Annotated in this window: 16 protein-coding genes; 10 read left to right on the top strand and 6 right to left on the bottom strand. The window is 46.6% G+C overall.

Features of this window, described 5'->3' with window-relative positions; genetic code table 11:
• Window positions 1-7 precede the first annotated feature (7 nt).
• Window positions 8-1,057, bottom strand: coding sequence for a biotin synthase BioB (gene bioB / locus ICN10_RS05430; RefSeq protein WP_216213423.1), 1,050 nt, complete (start codon window positions 1,055-1,057; stop codon window positions 8-10).
• A gap of 89 nt (window positions 1,058-1,146) precedes the next feature.
• Between bioB and bioA the strand changes: the two genes are divergently transcribed.
• The 4 genes from bioA to ICN10_RS05410 are packed head-to-tail and all read left to right on the top strand — an operon-like array spanning window position 1,147 to window position 5,693.
• Window positions 1,147-2,493 carry an adenosylmethionine--8-amino-7-oxononanoate transaminase gene (gene bioA, locus ICN10_RS05425; protein WP_216213421.1) on the top strand — a complete coding sequence of 449 codons (1,347 nt, stop codon included), beginning with the start codon at window positions 1,147-1,149 and terminating at the stop codon, window positions 2,491-2,493.
• On the top strand, window positions 2,490-3,728 hold the full coding sequence (gene bioF, locus ICN10_RS05420; RefSeq protein WP_216213416.1) for an 8-amino-7-oxononanoate synthase: 1,239 nt from the start codon (window positions 2,490-2,492) through the stop codon (window positions 3,726-3,728). The genes bioA and bioF overlap by 4 nt, the downstream gene beginning before the upstream one ends.
• A complete protein-coding gene (gene bioD, locus ICN10_RS05415; protein WP_216213414.1) occupies window positions 3,721-4,440 on the top strand; it encodes a dethiobiotin synthase in 720 nt (239 codons plus the stop codon). The genes bioF and bioD overlap by 8 nt, the downstream gene beginning before the upstream one ends.
• A 56-nt stretch (window positions 4,441-4,496) precedes the next feature.
• Window positions 4,497-5,693: a M20 aminoacylase family protein gene (locus ICN10_RS05410; RefSeq protein WP_216213411.1), complete on the top strand. Its 1,197-nt coding sequence runs from the start codon at window positions 4,497-4,499 to the stop codon at window positions 5,691-5,693.
• 22 nt (window positions 5,694-5,715) lie between these two features.
• On the opposite strand, the gene ICN10_RS05405 is transcribed toward ICN10_RS05410, so the two are convergent.
• The 3 genes from ICN10_RS05405 to apaG form a co-directional block, all read right to left on the bottom strand.
• Window positions 5,716-6,492 (bottom strand): enoyl-CoA hydratase, encoded by a 777-nt coding sequence (locus ICN10_RS05405; protein ID WP_215348254.1) that lies wholly within the window; start codon window positions 6,490-6,492, stop codon window positions 5,716-5,718.
• A 26-nt stretch (window positions 6,493-6,518) separates the two neighbouring features.
• Window positions 6,519-7,649 (bottom strand): murein transglycosylase A, encoded by a 1,131-nt coding sequence (locus ICN10_RS05400; RefSeq protein WP_216213408.1) that lies wholly within the window; start codon window positions 7,647-7,649, stop codon window positions 6,519-6,521.
• 128 nt (window positions 7,650-7,777) lie between these two features.
• Window positions 7,778-8,152, bottom strand: a complete 375-nt coding sequence (gene apaG, locus ICN10_RS05395) for a Co2+/Mg2+ efflux protein ApaG (RefSeq protein WP_068320265.1) — start codon at window positions 8,150-8,152, stop codon at window positions 7,778-7,780.
• Window positions 8,153-8,201: 49 nt separating this feature from the next.
• On the opposite strand from apaG, the gene rpe reads away from it, so the two are divergent.
• Genes rpe through trpC form a run of 5 tightly spaced genes read left to right on the top strand, consistent with a single transcriptional unit; the run spans window position 8,202 to window position 12,842 of the window.
• A complete protein-coding gene (gene rpe, locus ICN10_RS05390) occupies window positions 8,202-8,927 on the top strand; it encodes a ribulose-phosphate 3-epimerase (RefSeq protein ID WP_216213404.1) in 726 nt (241 codons plus the stop codon).
• Window positions 8,927-10,432 (top strand): anthranilate synthase component I, encoded by a 1,506-nt coding sequence (gene trpE, locus ICN10_RS05385; RefSeq protein WP_216213401.1) that lies wholly within the window; start codon window positions 8,927-8,929, stop codon window positions 10,430-10,432. Before rpe ends, trpE begins: the two co-directional genes overlap by 1 nt.
• Window positions 10,416-10,982, top strand: a complete 567-nt coding sequence (locus ICN10_RS05380; RefSeq protein ID WP_216213398.1) for an aminodeoxychorismate/anthranilate synthase component II — start codon at window positions 10,416-10,418, stop codon at window positions 10,980-10,982. The genes trpE and ICN10_RS05380 overlap by 17 nt, the downstream gene beginning before the upstream one ends.
• A 20-nt stretch (window positions 10,983-11,002) precedes the next feature.
• On the top strand, window positions 11,003-12,028 hold the full coding sequence (gene trpD / locus ICN10_RS05375) for an anthranilate phosphoribosyltransferase (protein ID WP_216213396.1): 1,026 nt from the start codon (window positions 11,003-11,005) through the stop codon (window positions 12,026-12,028).
• A gap of 10 nt (window positions 12,029-12,038) precedes the next feature.
• Window positions 12,039-12,842, top strand: a complete 804-nt coding sequence (gene trpC / locus ICN10_RS05370) for an indole-3-glycerol phosphate synthase TrpC (RefSeq protein ID WP_216213393.1) — start codon at window positions 12,039-12,041, stop codon at window positions 12,840-12,842.
• Here the strand turns inward: trpC and ICN10_RS05365 are convergent.
• Complete coding sequence (locus ICN10_RS05365; RefSeq protein WP_255536815.1) at window positions 12,823-13,392, bottom strand: hypothetical protein; 570 nt, start codon at window positions 13,390-13,392, stop codon at window positions 12,823-12,825. The genes trpC and ICN10_RS05365 overlap by 20 nt on opposite strands.
• 69 nt (window positions 13,393-13,461) lie before the next feature.
• On the opposite strand from ICN10_RS05365, the gene ICN10_RS05360 reads away from it, so the two are divergent.
• On the top strand, window positions 13,462-13,854 hold the full coding sequence (locus tag ICN10_RS05360; protein WP_255536814.1) for a hypothetical protein: 393 nt from the start codon (window positions 13,462-13,464) through the stop codon (window positions 13,852-13,854).
• A gap of 77 nt (window positions 13,855-13,931) precedes the next feature.
• Here ICN10_RS05360 and ychF read toward each other — a convergent pair whose 3' ends face one another.
• The gene (gene ychF / locus ICN10_RS05355) at window positions 13,932-15,026 is read right to left on the bottom strand and encodes a redox-regulated ATPase YchF (RefSeq protein WP_216213392.1); all 1,095 of its coding nucleotides are present in this window, start codon (window positions 15,024-15,026) and stop codon (window positions 13,932-13,934) included.
• Window positions 15,027-15,061 lie beyond the last annotated feature (35 nt).

Genomic DNA, 15,061 nt, shown 5'->3' with positions numbered 1-15,061 from the left:
ACAAAGGTTAGATTAAAACCTCTGCTTTGCTGCTTTGCTTGGTCTTCAGACCCAACTCAGCCAAGAGTGCACGGTCTTGTTCTGCCTCAGGATTACCGGTAGTGAGTAGTTGCTCACCATAGAAAATAGAGTTAGCACCAGCCAAGAAACACATCGCCTGGACTGCTCTGCCGAGCTCCTGACGACCAGCAGATAGACGCACGCGGGCTTTAGGCATGGTGATCCTAGCAACCGCAATAGTTCGAACAAACTCGAGCGGATCCAATGGCTTTTGATCTGCTAATGGCGTACCGGCCACAGGCACCAAATGATTAATAGGCACTGATTCTGGATATGGACTCAGATTGGCTAAGCGCGCCAGAAAGGCAGCGCGCTGCTCCCTGGATTCGCCCATTCCTACGATTCCACCGCAGCAAACTGACATACCTGCAGCGCGGACATTGGAAATCGTATCCAAGCGATCCTGATAGCCACGAGTGGAGATCACTGAGCGGTAAAAATCTTCGCTGGTATCTAAATTATGGTTATAGAAGTCCAGGCCAGCTTCTTGAAGGGCCTGAGCTTGATCAGCTTCTAACATGCCCAAGGTAGCGCAGGTTTCAAGGCCTAGGGCCTTTACACCCTTAATCATGGCAGTCACTTTTTCAATATCGCGATCTTTGGGCTCACGCCAAGCAGCACCCATACAGAAACGATTAGAACCAGCCGCTTTGGCTGCTTTAGCAGCCTCTAAAACCTCTTCCAAGCCCATTAACTTCTCGGCCTTAACGTCCGTGTCATAACGGGCGGCTTGCGGGCAATAGCCGCAGTCCTCAGGACAACCACCTGTCTTGATTGACAACAGGGTAGCCAATTCCACATCACCCTCAGGGAAATAAGCCTTATGGGTCTCTTGGGCCTTCAACATCAATTCATTGAATGGGAGCGCAAATAAAGCCTCAATTTGAGCCACTGACCACTCTCCAGGTGCCGCAATCTCCGCATTAGCACTTTGATGCAATTCAGCCTTAGATTTGAACTGAGTTAATGGTTTTTCAACGGTTTGAGTGTCCTGCATGGGCAAATTCCAGAAATTAGGTAGATTCAAGGCATAAACATAACAGATACAGGCCTGAAGTTGGGAAAACTAGTGGTCAAATATCAAACATGAAGGTTATTTCTGATTTAAATCAAGCCGCACTCGTTGATCGCAGCCTAGCCGCCGTTTGGCACCCCTGCACTCAGATGAAACAGCATGAATCTTTTCCGCTAGTTGCAATTACCAAAGGCAAAGGGGCTTGGCTCTATGACGAAAACGGAAATGCCCTGCTCGATGCCATTAGTTCTTGGTGGACCAATTTATTTGGTCACTCTAATCCACGTATCAATCACGCAATCACTGAGCAGCTAGAAAAAATTGAGCACGTGATGCTCGCAGGATTTACACATCCTCCAGTAGTCGAGTTATCTGAAAAACTTTCAGCGCTAACTAAACATCATTTAGGTCACGTCTTCTATGCATCTGATGGTGCATCTGCTGTTGAGATTGCACTGAAGATGAGTCATCACTATTGGCAGCTCAATAGCAAACCGCAAAAGAAAAAGTTTGTTTGTGTAGAGAATGGTTACCACGGAGAAACACTAGGCGCATTAGCGGTAACTGACGTAGCGATTTTCAGAGAAGCTTACGGGTCGCTGCTGCAAGATGTCTACACAGTCACCTCCCCCGATGCACGCAAAGCAAAAGTTGGTGAGACCGCAGATGATGTGGCAAAACACGCAGCCAAACAACTTGAAGAGTTATTTGCAAAAGAGCATCAACAGATAGCTGCGTTTATTGTTGAGCCCTTAGTGCAATGCGCCGGACAAATGGCGATGCACTCGCCCGAATATCTGCGCCTAGTCAAAGAGCTATGCAATCGCTATGAAGTGCATCTGATTGCAGATGAGATTGCCGTTGGCTGTGGGCGAAGCGGTAAGTTCTTTGCCTGTGAACATGCTGGTATCTGGCCAGACTTCTTAACACTCTCCAAGGGAATTAGTGGCGGCTACTTGCCACTATCTCTATGTCTTACAACCGATCAGATTTATCAAGCGTTTTATGGTGACCAAACGTCGCAAGGGTTTTTACACTCCCACTCATACACAGGCAATCCGTTAGCGTGCGCTGCCGCTCTAGCTTGTCTTGAGATTTTTGAATCCGAAAACGTATTAGAAAAAAACATTGAGCGCTCGCAAGATCTAGCAAATGCATTTGCATGGGCAAAGTCAGACCCCCGAATTGAGCATTGGCGCCAGCAGGGAATGATTTTGGCATTTGACATTAAAAACAATTGCCTTAAGAATCCCAAAACTTTTGCACGTACTATGTTTGCCAATAGCTTGGAAGCAGCTGTATTAATTAGACCCATTGGCAATACGATTTATGTAATGCCTCCCTATATTCTGTCATCCGAAGAAACGATGCAATTAGGCAGAGCAGTACAGCTTGCCCTCGAGAAGACATTGGCATGACAAAAGCATTTAATGCCCTTCATTTAGCGCAAGAGCAAATTGCAGATTTGGATTTGCAGCTACTCAAACGAAAACTCAGAGCAACCGAATCTCCATGCGACACCAAAGCACTGGTTAATGGGCGTGAATTAAAGGCTTTCTGCAGCAATGACTATCTAGGCCTGGCAAATCATCCCGATCTCGTTCAAGCCCTTGCTGAAGGTGCCGCGCAGTATGGTGTTGGTAGCGGCGCCTCTCATCTCATCAGCGGCCACAGTATTGCCCATGAGATTCTTGAAAGTAAGTTGGCAGCTTTTCAGAAACAACATATCCCAGATGCACGTGCACTCTTTTTTAGTACTGGCTACCTTGCAAATCTGACAGCGATTACAGCCCTAGCAAGACTTGCGCCAAATGGATCCACCAGCATTTATTCAGCCAAGTTAAATCATGCGTCTTTGATTGATGGTGTTCGCCTAGCAAGTGCGCAAACTAATGCACGGGTTCACTTGTTTGATCATGAAGACACTAATGCATTAAGTGAATTACTGAAGGCTGATCAAAACCGTCTCAAGATGATCGTCACCGATGGCGTCTTTAGTATGGATGGTGACCTTGCCCCTGTTAAGAGATTACTGGAAGTAGCTGAGCAATACGATGCCTTGCTATTGGTGGACGATGCTCATGGCTTTGGGGTTTTAGGTAAGAACGGTCACGGCATATTAGAGCAGGAAAATATCTGCTCAGATCGCATTGTGTATATCGGCACGCTTGGGAAGGCTGCTGGCGTCAGCGGTGCTTTTGTTTGTGCGCATGCAACCTTGATTGAATGGCTTATCCAAAAAGGTCGCCCCTTTATTTACAGTACTGCTACGCCACCAGCAATTGCGCACACACTCTCCAAGAGCTTAGACATCATCGAGGGGAATGAAGGAAGTCATCGCCGTTCCCAACTGAATAAGCTGATTCGTATTTGGCAAGATGAAATGCATTTTTCTCAGTGGGAAAAGGTGCCCTCTTGCACAGCTATTCAGCCTGTTATTTTGGGCAGTAATGCCAATGCCTTGCTGGCTGCTAAGTTATTAGATGAGGCTGGTTACTGGATTCCAGCCATTCGTCCACCGACCGTACCCATTGGGAGTGCGCGATTGAGAATTACCTTCTCAGCAAATCATAGTGAAGCAGATTTACGTCAGCTAATCGCTACCTTGAAAACTATTGAGCAGACAGCAATCCAAAAGGCTCCCCATGAGTAAGTCTGCTGGACTCTTTGTCACAGGCACCGATACCGAAGTTGGGAAAACCTTGGTAAGCGGCGCACTCATTGTGAAATTGCGCGAGCAACAAATAAACGTCATTGGCTTTAAACCGGTTGTCGCTGGAACCTACCAAGATACAAGTGGCATAACTCTCAATGAGGATTTAGAAACACTACGCATTGCATCTAACCTCAGTCATGGTGAATTGAGTTTATGTCCTTATGTATTGGATAAACCAGCCGCCCCTCACTTAGTGGCAACACAGCAAGGGCTAATGCTTGAGATGAGTGTGATGACTGAAGCTTTTCAGGATGTTCAAAAGCATGCGGATTGCATTGTGGTTGAGGGCGCTGGCGGCCTGTTAATACCTTTAAATAAAGATGAAGATTTAGGTGGGTTCGCAAAGAAGATTGATTTGCCAATAATTCTTGTAGTGGGCATGAAATTAGGCTGCCTTAATCACGCCCTGTTAACTTACGAAGCAATCAAAGCGCGCAACTTAAAGATTGCTGGATGGATTGCCAATACCCTTGAAGAGGAAATGCCTCTTCTACAGGAAAACCTCCAGACCTTGCAAGCCAGGATTGACGCACCCTTTTTAGGTCTGATTCCGTCACTGCCAAAAGAGCTACAAAAAGCTACTGATAGCCCTTATTCAATTGAGGCTTTGCATTTTGCTGCAAAGCACATTCAATTGCCCAATCAATAATCAGCATTAATTGCCTTCTAAAGGCGTATCAAAAGACTTTCGGATAAGATGAAGGGATGCATTTACTTCCAGAAATTACCGAATCCGCAGAAGCCATTCAAGAAATTCGACGCAATATTCATGCACACCCTGAATTGCGTTTCGAAGAGAATCGCACGTCTGATTTAGTCGCAGAGGCACTTTCTAGCTGGGGAATTACTGTTTACCGCGGGATGGGAAAAACTGGAGTAGTTGGTCGCTTAGATGGCGACTTAGGACCGGGAAAGATGATTGGTCTGCGCGCCGATATGGATGCGCTGCCATTGCAAGAGCACAACAACTTTGAGCATGCTTCAAAAAATCCAGGAAAAATGCATGCATGTGGTCATGATGGTCACACTGCCATGCTTCTTGGTGCTGCACAGTATTTATCAAATCATCGCGACTTCAAAGGTACTGTGATTTTTATTTTCCAACCAGCCGAAGAGGGCGGTGCTGGTGCAAATGAAATGATCAAGGATGGGCTCTTCAAAGAATTCCCATGCGATGCCGTATTTGGCCTGCACAACTGGCCTGGCTTAGTAGAAGGTCACTTTGGTGTGACGTCTGGCCCCATGATGGCCTCTAGCAATACCTTCGAAATCACCATTACAGGCAAAGGTGGTCATGCCGCCCTTCCACATAACAGCGCAGATCCAGTTTTTGCTGGGGCGCAAGTAGTTCTAGCATTACAAAGCATCATTACCCGCAATAAACGCCCTGTAGATGCTGCGGTTTTATCCATCACACAATTTCATGCAGGCGAAACAAGTAATGTCATTCCGGATAGCGCCTTCATTGGCGGCACAGTGCGCACATTTACATTGGATGTCTTAGATCTCATTGAGCAACGCCTTCGAGAAATCGCACACAATGTTGCAAGTGCTTTTGATTGCCAAGCGGAAGTCACATTTGCTAGAAATTACCCACCTCTCATTAATCACGCCAATGAAGTGGAATTTGCCACTGAGGTAATGAGCGAATTGGTTGGCAAGCAAAATGTGAATGCCTCAATCGATCCGACTATGGGTGCAGAAGACTTTGCGTTTATGTTGCTGGAAAAGCCAGGTTGCTATGTTTTCCTTGGCAATGGCGACGGTGATCATCGCTCCGTAGGTCATGGCATGGGTCCTTGCCACCTACACAATCCTTCATACGACTTCAATGATTCCTTGATTCCAGTAGGCGTGAGCTATTGGGTCAAACTAGCTCAACGCTTCCTAGAAAAAAACTAAATTCTTTTTTGAATTTCTGAAATTAAGAGTTGGTAAATTTGGCTGGGCGTTTTTCCATAAACGCAGCCATACCCTCTTTCTGATCATTTGTTGCGAAACATGCATGAAAGAGACGGCGCTCAAAGTGAATGCCTTCAGACAATGTAGTCTCGTAGGCCGTATTGATACTTTCTTTCACCATCATTGCAGTCAACAAAGGCATATCGGCAATCCCTTTAGCAATTGCTTTAACTTCTTTCAGCAAATCTGCTTGCGGGAAAATTCTGGCGACCAAACCAGCGCGCTCAGCTTCGGCAGCATCCATCATGCGGCCTGTCAGAGCTAAATCCATGGCTTTTGCTTTCGATACTGCTCGTGGTAAACGTTGTGTACCGCCAGCACCTGGAATGATGCCTAGCTTCACTTCTGGTTGAGCAAACTTCGCGTTATCCGCAGCCATAATGGTGTCGCACATCATGGCGAGCTCACAACCGCCACCAAGCGCATAGCCAGAGACAGCCGCAATTACGGGCTTGCGGACTTTTTTAATCTCTTCCCAGTTGCGGGTAATAAAGTCACCGCGATAAACATCTTTCAGTCCATACTTCGCCATGGATGCGATATCCGCTCCAGCTGCAAACGCCTTTTCACTGCCGGTAACAATCATGCAACCAATATTGTCATCCGCATCAAAAGCCAATAATGCAGCGCCAAGCTCTTCCATTAATTGGTCATTCAAGGCGTTCAATACTTCAGGGCGATTCAAAGTGATGGTTGCAACCTTGCCATCCACTTCAGTCAAAATTGTTTTGTAGCTCATTGATTTCTTTCAGTAGTAAGAGTGAATTAACGTGGAAGCAGCAGCCACATCCTGCCATTTTGTTTCATGCGGCCTGCCATCTCTCCAGCAGAATCCCCTGATCCCCAATAGTAGTCCGCCCTGACACCACCCACAATAGCTTTGCCAGTATCTTGTGCCATCACCAACTTTTGTAAAGGCTGATTACTCAAAGGCTTTGTTGTAGCTAAAAATACTGGTGCACCCAAAGGCAGAGCCTGCAAATCAACAGCGATGCTACGCTCACCAGTAAGCGGAACGCCTAAGGCTCCATTCGGACCTAAATCTGCCGCCACATTACCCGGCAACTCTTTAAAGAAAACAAAACGCGGATTCGCGTTGAGCATTTCATTAACTCGATCTGGATTACGTTTAGCCCATTGCGAAATGCCTTGCATCGTTGCCTCGCTACGCGTAATTTCTTTACGATCTAACAACCATTGTGCAGATGACTTGAAGGGCTGATCATTCGTCCCCGCGAAGCCAAGACGCAAGATGCGCCCATCTTCAAGGCGAATTTTTCCAGAGCCCTGAATTTGCATGGAAGCAGCCGCTACAGGATCTTGTACCCACGCAATTTCCGACCCCTTTAAAACCCCTGAACTCATGAGCTCTGCGCGCGTCGGACCAGGATTCGGTTTTGATTTGCGCCACGCGCTTGGGTAACTATAGAGCGGCACGTTGTATGTGCTGGTGCGAGTGAGTGAGCCATTCATGACTGGCTCGTAATAGCCAGTGATTAGACCAGTATCACTTCCAGAGCTAGTACGAATTTCATAAGCTTGAAAGTTGCTTTCAAAATATTTACGAACTGCCTGTGTGTCACGACCTGAAACACTGCTCGCTTGAGCACACACTTGACGCCAATTTACTTCGCTGTTTTTCTTGCGCAAAGCATCACAGCTTTTTAACCATGCAGGCCAAGCTTGGGATAAGTCATCATCCTGCCATCCAGGTAATGCCTGCCAAGAGACAGCACTAAAACTTGCAATGGAAGAACTGTAGCTTGATGGCGAGGCACCAGAACCACTTGAGCGATATCCCGTGCCACGAGTGGGGGGAGTAGAACATCCCGCAATCAAGCTAACGACCAGGATTGCGAATACACTTAATGAAACATATTTAAATTTAGAAATCATGATCGCCAATTTACTCGATGAATACCCAATGCTACTGTTTGTCTTTGAAGGTGCCGTTGCCTTAGGACTATTGTTGTTTATTGTCCTCTGGACGGGCAAAGGCAAAAAGTAGTCTCCTGAACCTTGCGCTAGTGCAAGGTACGGGGCATCACCAGGGCAAACTCAGGAATAGGGGCCTGAAAGAACTGAGCCTCCTCAGTTACGCAAAAATACTCCCCACGCATAGTCCCTGCAGGGGTGGGCAATGTAGCCCAACTGGTGTATTCAAAATGCTCCCCAGAGCGCAAAAGCGGCTGCTGACCTACAACCCCCAGGCCACGGACCTCCTGGACGTCGTTATCCCCGTCCGTAATAAACCAATGGCGGGCTATAAGCTGAATACTGGCCGTACCTGTATTACGTATGGTGACGGTGTAAGCAAAGGCAAATTGGCGGTTATCTGGGTCAGATTGCTCCGGAAGATACTGGGCTTTGACCGTTATGCTGATTTCGTGGGGATTCATGGTCGAATTCTGCTCCATCCTAAGGTCAACTGCAAGCTAGAATCTAGGGATGGAAAGCCAAAAAACATCCTCAAATAGCCAATTTGTTATTGCCCCATCGATTTTGTCTGCTGACTTCGCCTGTCTGGGCAAGGAAGTACAAGACGTTTTGGTGGCGGGCGCTGATTGGATTCACTTTGATGTGATGGATAACCACTATGTGCCCAATCTCACCATTGGCCCCTTGGTTTGTGAGGCTATTCGTCCGTATGCAATCAAAGATGGCAAGCCGGCTGTGATCGATGTGCATCTGATGATCGAACCAGTGGATCGCATTGTTCCTGACTTTGCTAAAGCGGGCGCCAATTTAATTAGCTTTCATCCTGAAGCAAGTCCGCACGTTAATCGCACACTAAACCTCATTCGTGATCAAGGTTGCCAAGCAGGTCTTGTATTTAATCCAGCAACTCCACTAGATTATCTTGATCACACGTTGGAGCTCATTGACTTGGTATTACTCATGTCAGTTAATCCAGGGTTTGGTGGTCAATCATTTATACCAAGTACTCTCAATAAGATTGCTCAAGTTCGCGCACGCCTCGATCGCTATCAAGCAGAGACTGGTCGACACATTCGTCTTGAAGTAGATGGTGGCATTAAGGTCGACAATATTGCTGAAGTTGCAAAAGCGGGTGCTGATACTTTTGTTGCTGGCTCAGCAATTTATGGCAAAGAAAATTATGCGCAAGTGATTGATGCAATGCGCGCTGAATTAGGAAAGTCAGGAAGATCCTAATGCAACGCGAAGAATTTAATGCCCTAACTAAACAGGGTTTCAATCGCATTCCTCTTATTAAGGAGGTCTTGGCCGATCTTGAAACGCCATTGTCGCTTTACGTAAAACTCAGCCAAGCGTTTGGCACGAAAAATACTTACCTGTTGGAGTCAGTTTTGGGTGGCGAGCGTTTCGGCCGCTTCTCCTTTATTGGCCTGCCTGCTAAGACAATCGTTAGAACTGTTGGCACACCCACTGCACCGATCAATGAAGTGGTTACAGATGGGAAAGTCGTTGAAAGCAACACCGATAATCCACTCGACTTTGTAGATGCTTATTTCAAACGCTTTAAGGTTGCGCTACAACCCGATATGCCACGTTTTTGTGGTGGCTTAGCAGGTTACTTTGGTTATGACACAGTGCGTTACATTGAGTCACGTCTAGCTAAACACCAACTACCCGATGAATTAGGTGTGCCTGATATTCAACTCATGTTGACTGAAGAGTTAGCAGTGATTGATAACGTCGCTGGAAAAATTTACTTTATCGTTTACGCAGACCCAAGCATTACTGATGGCTTTGAAAAAGCCCAAGAGCGTTTAAAAGAATTAATGACCTGTCTTGGTAAGCCAGCAAATATGCCAGCATCTTTACCAAGCACTAAGACAGAACTCATTCGCAAATTTAAGGCTGCCGATTTTGAAAATGCCGTTCTGAAAACCAAAGAATATATTTTGGCCGGTGATTGCATGCAGGTAGTGATTGGTCAACGCATCAGCAAACCATTTGCAGATTCACCTTTGGCACTCTACAGAGCCTTACGCTCACTCAACCCGTCCCCATATATGTACTTCTATGACTTTGGGGATATGCAAATTGTTGGCTCATCCCCTGAGATTCTGGTTCGCCAAGAAAAACGTGCTGCCGAGAAGATTGTGACCATACGTCCGCTGGCTGGCACACGCCCTCGCGGAGCAAACCCTGAGGAAGATGAGCGCCTAGCCAAAGAACTCTTGGCAGATCCTAAAGAAATCGCTGAACACGTCATGTTGATTGATTTAGCGCGCAATGACGTGGGACGTATTGCCAAAACAGGCTCAGTGAAAGTGACTGACTCCATGTCGATCGAGAAGTACTCACATGTTCAACATATCGTGAGTTCCGTAGAAGGCGATCTTTTAGACAATATGAGCAATATGGATGTGTTGCGAGCCACCTTCCCAGCAGGCACCTTGTCAGGCGCACCAAAAATTCGGGCAATGGAAATCATTGATGAGATGGAAATCGTGAAGCGCGGCGTATACGGTGGCGCAGTTGGCTATCTATCCTTCTCAGGAGATATGGATGTAGCCATTGCTATTCGTACTGGCGTTATCCGCGATGGCATGCTGCACTCTCAGGCAGGCGCAGGCGTCGTAGCCGACTCCGACCCGACTGCGGAATGGAAAGAAACAGAAGCAAAAGCACGTGCAGTATTGACTGCAGCAGATTTAGTACAAGGAGGACTTGATGCTCCTAATGATTGATAACTATGATTCGTTTACCTATAACCTTGTTCAGTATTTTGCAGAACTGGGTGAAGAGGTAAAGGTATTTCGTAATGATGAAATTACCGTTGAGGATATTGCCAAACTCAATCCCGCACGTATCTGTATCTCACCTGGGCCATGTAGTCCAGCCGAAGCAGGCATCTCAGTTGAAACTATCAAGCGCTATGCCGGACAAATTCCGATTCTTGGAGTTTGCTTAGGTCATCAAGCTATTGGTGAGGCGTTTGGCGGCAAAGTCATTCGCGCCCAAAAGGTAATGCACGGCAAGACCGATAGCATTCATCACACTGGTGTGGGCGTATTTAAAGACTTGCCCGATCCATTTAAGGTGACGCGTTATCACTCTCTCGCTATTGAGAAGAGCTCTCTGCCTGCGATGCTAGAAGTCACTGCAACATCGTCTGATGGAGAGATTATGGGTGTACGCCACAAGGAGCTTGCGGTTGAAGGCGTGCAGTTTCATCCAGAGTCGATTCTTTCTGAGCATGGTCATGCCCTGCTCAAGAATTTTTTACAAAACAAATAAGCAACCTTAATTACAGCGCTATGCCAATTACTCCGCAAGAAGCCTTACAACGCTGCATTGAACATCGCGAACTATTTCATGACGAGATGACTGCCATGATGCGTCTCATCATGAGCGGCGAGATGTCACCAGAGTTGGTTGCTGGATTATTGGTTGCACTGCGCACCAAAAAAGAAACAGTTGGTGAAATCGCTGCTGCTGCACAAGTCATGCGTGAGTTTGCAACCTCTGTAAAAGTGGATGACCGTAGTCACCTGGTCGATGTCGTAGGCACAGGCGGCGATGGCGCACACACATTCAATATCTCGACTGCAGCGATGTTTGTCGCAGCAGGTGCGGGAGCTAAGATTGCTAAACACGGCAACCGTAGCGTGAGCAGCAAGTCCGGTAGCGCTGATGTTTTAGAAGCGCTTGGCGTTAATCTTGCGCTGTCCGCCGATCAAGTAGCCAAATGCATCTCAACGGTAGGAGCAGGCTTTATGTTTGCCCCAAACCATCATCCAGCAATGAAAAATGTTGTTCCAATTCGTAAGCAGCTCGGCGTACGAACCATTTTTAATATCTTGGGCCCCCTCACCAACCCTGCAGATGCCAAGCGTATCTTGATGGGGGTGTTCCACCCTGATCTAGTAGGAATTCAGGCGCATGTATTGCAGGCATTAGGAATGGAGCACGCATTAGTTGTTTACGGACGCGATGGTCTTGATGAAATTTCTTTAGAGGGACCAACCCTAGTTGGAGAGCTCAAAGATGGTGTGGTGCGTGAATATGAAATTCATCCAAAAGACTTTGGCCTAAATACAGCCCTAACCAATGGCTTCAAAGTGGCTAACGCTGAAGAGTCCAAGAAGATTGTTCTTGAGGTTCTCGATGGCAAGCCAGGCGCAGCAAGCGATATTGTTTGCCTGAATGCAGGTGCAACGCTTTACGTTGCGGGCGTGGCTAAAGACATCGCTAGCGGTGTTGAACTTGCCAAAGCCGCTATTGCATCGGGTGCTGCCCGTCAGAAGCTAGACGCATTCGTAGCAGCAACACAATCTAAATAAGTCATTATTCATGAGCGATATCCTCGACAAAATTGTTGCAACCAAAAAGATTGAAGTTGCTAACTGCCTTAATAAAGTGTCGCTTGCCAATCAACGCGAGCAAGCTGAAGCAAACAATCTAGACGCGCTTCTGAAGCCTAGAGGCTTTATTCAGTCTATAGAGAGAAAGATTTCGGCTGGTAAAGCTGGTGTGATCACTGAAATTAAGAAGGCGAGCCCAAGCAAAGGGATCTTGCGCGAGAACTTCATACCAGCAGATATTGCCAAGTCCTATGAAAAACATGGCGCCGCTTGTTTATCAGTTCTAACGGATGTGGATTATTTTCAAGGCTGCAACGACTACCTCCAGCAAGCTCGTGCTGCTTGCAGTATTCCCGTTTTGCGTAAAGACTTCACCATAGACCCATATCAAGTTTATGAAGCCCGCGCGATTGGTGCAGATGCAATTCTGTTAATCGTGGCTTGCTTGGAACTCAATCAAATGAAAGAGTTAGAAGCCTGCGCGCACGAGCTAGGTTTGGATGTATTGGTCGAGGTACACAATGCTCCCGAGCTGGAGCAAGCGCTGGAACTCAAGACACCACTACTTGGTATTAATAATCGTAACCTCAAGACTTTTGAGGTAACTCTGCAAACTACGCTCTCTCTGCTATCTATGGTTCCGAGTAGCAAAACATTGGTAACAGAGTCTGGGATATTGGGTCGTGCCGATGTTCAGCTCATGCGCGAACACCAAGTGAATGCCTTCTTGGTGGGTGAAGCCTTTATGCGTGCCGCCGACCCGGGCGCCGCTCTTAGTGAGCTGTTTGCCTAACTTTTCTCAAGAGATCTAAGCAGTATTTGATTAACGAGATCAGTAGCAGCGATCCCAATACATCGCCTATAAACATCACTACAAAGTGATTTACGCTCCCCGTATCTTCTAAGGTCATAGTAGAAAACCACCATTGGTGTAGGCCCGCTGACAACAGGGAATAAATCAATATACAGGCTATCAATTTTGGAAAATTTAGATTGCTTAAATCTGATTCAAGCCGCAGATTGCTAAATACAAAATATCTAGCTAAGTACGGCGCAAATCCTGAAATTAATCCAATGCCAATGCAAAGTGTTAATTCATGCGGGAAGTCACCGTAGTAGCTAATCAGGAAAGAGGCGGCTGCAATTCCTAGAGCGCCAGGCAAACCAAAAATCAAAGTTAGAAATAAACGTAAGCCAGCGGGAAGATAAATCCAATTCACCCCCAAACCAAATACCAAACTATTGGTTAGCCAACCATTGAAATAAAAGAGAAATGTGTACGCCATCGCACTAATAGCGCACCCAATAAACCATTCTGAAGAAATTGTGAAGAATTTAGACATTGCAATCAGTATGGATTATTTTTAATTGATGTGCGTCAATTGCTAAAATGGGTGGTTAGGAATACACTCATGTTAGCTCAAAAGCTAATAACAAATAAATCTCAAGCGCAAATGCCAACTCTTAAAACCTCGTCCTATATTAAGTTTCTTAATCTGATTGATACTATCGATCGCATCAATCCAGGGAAAAAACTGGACTGCATTGAAGAAAGCTTGCTCGATAAGATCGTTGCCTGCGCTCATGCAAAGCAAGCGATTTTGGTTGGCGATCTAATTTCTATTGCTGACCTCGGTTCACAAGCCACCTTGCATGGTCGACTCAAAAATCTCAGCGCCTTGGGTTATATCAAAATGGCTGCCAATGCGGATGGTCGCAAAAAAGAAGTGTTGCCCACCAAAATGGCACTGAAGCGCTATGAAGAAATTTCTAAATGCTTGGAAAAGGCTGTCAAAGCCTCTTAATCAAGATTTCAGATTCTTTGGCTGCATAAACAAAAAGCCCTTTTCAGGGCTTTTTTATTTGGCTGGAATAGAACTTCTTAGACGTTAAACAAGAAGTTCAATACGTCTCCATCCTTCACAACGTATTCCTTGCCTTCAGCGCGCATCTTGCCTGCTTCCTTGGCGCCCGCCTCACCTTTGAACTGAACGAAGTCATCATAAGAAATAGTTTGAGCACGAATAAACCCGCGCTCAAAATCCGTATGAATAACACCAGCAGCTTGTGGCGCTGTATCACCTTGGTGAATAGTCCAGGCGCGAACCTCTTTAACACCCGCAGTGAAATAGGTTTGCAAGCCGAGCAATGAATAACCCGCACGAATCACACGATCTAGGCCCGGCTCTTCCATCCCCAGATCAGCCAAGAACTCAATCTTGTCAGCCTCATCCAAGTCGGCAATTTCTGCTTCAATTGCAGCACAAACCGCTACGACCGGCGCACCTTCTTTTGCGGCATGTTGCTTAACAGCATCGAGGTGCGGATTGTTTGAGAAGCCGTCTTCTTTCACGTTCGCAACATACATTGCAGGCTTAGCTGTAATCAAGCACAAAGGCTTAATCAGTAATTTTTCGTCATCACTTAAGTTCAAGCTACGAACTGGCAAAGCAGAATCCAGATGGGCTTGAACTTTAGTGAGAACAGCAACCAAAGCGGCAGCCTCTTTGTCATTGCCAGACTTTGCAGCCTTGCTTGAACGATTTAGAGTTTTCTCTACTGTAGCCAAATCGGATAGGGCCAACTCGGTATCAATCACGCCAATATCGGCGATGGGATCAATTTTTCCGGCAACGTGAATCACGTTTGGATCCTCAAAACACCGCACCACATGGGTAATGGCATCGGTTTCACGGATATTGGCCAAAAACTGATTGCCAAGACCTTCACCTTTTGAGGCGCCAGCCACCAAACCAGCAATATCGACAAATTCGACTGCTGCCGGCAGAATGCGCTCAGGCTTCACGATCTCAGCCAGTGCGGCTAAACGGGGGTCAGGAACCTCAACCACGCCTACATTGGGCTCAATCGTGCAGAAAGGATAGTTTTCCGCTGCGATTCCAGCTTTGGTAAGCGCATTAAAGAGGGTAGATTTGCCGACGTTAGGCAGGCCGACGATGCCACATTTCAAAGACATGACCTTATTGTAAAGGGGCTGGTTTCGATATCATC

It is taken from the genome of Polynucleobacter sp. 86C-FISCH, from assembly GCF_018882415.1.
Lineage (GTDB): Bacteria > Pseudomonadota > Gammaproteobacteria > Burkholderiales > Burkholderiaceae > Polynucleobacter.
Note: the sequence above shows the minus strand (reverse complement) of the source record. Positions and strands in the feature narration are given on the sequence as shown.

Coding starts and splice junctions, on each gene's coding strand:
- ICN10_RS05365 (WP_255536815.1), bottom strand. CDS start 13,392: ATGTCTAAATTCTTCACAATTTCTTCAGAATGGTTTATTGGGTGCGCT.
- bioB (WP_216213423.1), bottom strand. CDS start 1,057: ATGCAGGACACTCAAACCGTTGAAAAACCATTAACTCAGTTCAAATCT.
- ICN10_RS05360 (WP_255536814.1), top strand. CDS start 13,462: ATGTTAGCTCAAAAGCTAATAACAAATAAATCTCAAGCGCAAATGCCA.
- ICN10_RS05410 (WP_216213411.1), top strand. CDS start 4,497: ATGCATTTACTTCCAGAAATTACCGAATCCGCAGAAGCCATTCAAGAA.
- ICN10_RS05405 (WP_215348254.1), bottom strand. CDS start 6,492: ATGAGCTACAAAACAATTTTGACTGAAGTGGATGGCAAGGTTGCAACC.
- ychF (WP_216213392.1), bottom strand. CDS start 15,026: ATGTCTTTGAAATGTGGCATCGTCGGCCTGCCTAACGTCGGCAAATCT.
- trpC (WP_216213393.1), top strand. CDS start 12,039: ATGAGCGATATCCTCGACAAAATTGTTGCAACCAAAAAGATTGAAGTT.
- bioA (WP_216213421.1), top strand. CDS start 1,147: ATGAAGGTTATTTCTGATTTAAATCAAGCCGCACTCGTTGATCGCAGC.
- ICN10_RS05400 (WP_216213408.1), bottom strand. CDS start 7,649: ATGATTTCTAAATTTAAATATGTTTCATTAAGTGTATTCGCAATCCTG.
- bioF (WP_216213416.1), top strand. CDS start 2,490: ATGACAAAAGCATTTAATGCCCTTCATTTAGCGCAAGAGCAAATTGCA.
- bioD (WP_216213414.1), top strand. CDS start 3,721: ATGAGTAAGTCTGCTGGACTCTTTGTCACAGGCACCGATACCGAAGTT.
- rpe (WP_216213404.1), top strand. CDS start 8,202: ATGGAAAGCCAAAAAACATCCTCAAATAGCCAATTTGTTATTGCCCCA.
- trpD (WP_216213396.1), top strand. CDS start 11,003: ATGCCAATTACTCCGCAAGAAGCCTTACAACGCTGCATTGAACATCGC.
- ICN10_RS05380 (WP_216213398.1), top strand. CDS start 10,416: ATGCTCCTAATGATTGATAACTATGATTCGTTTACCTATAACCTTGTT.
- trpE (WP_216213401.1), top strand. CDS start 8,927: ATGCAACGCGAAGAATTTAATGCCCTAACTAAACAGGGTTTCAATCGC.
- apaG (WP_068320265.1), bottom strand. CDS start 8,152: ATGAATCCCCACGAAATCAGCATAACGGTCAAAGCCCAGTATCTTCCG.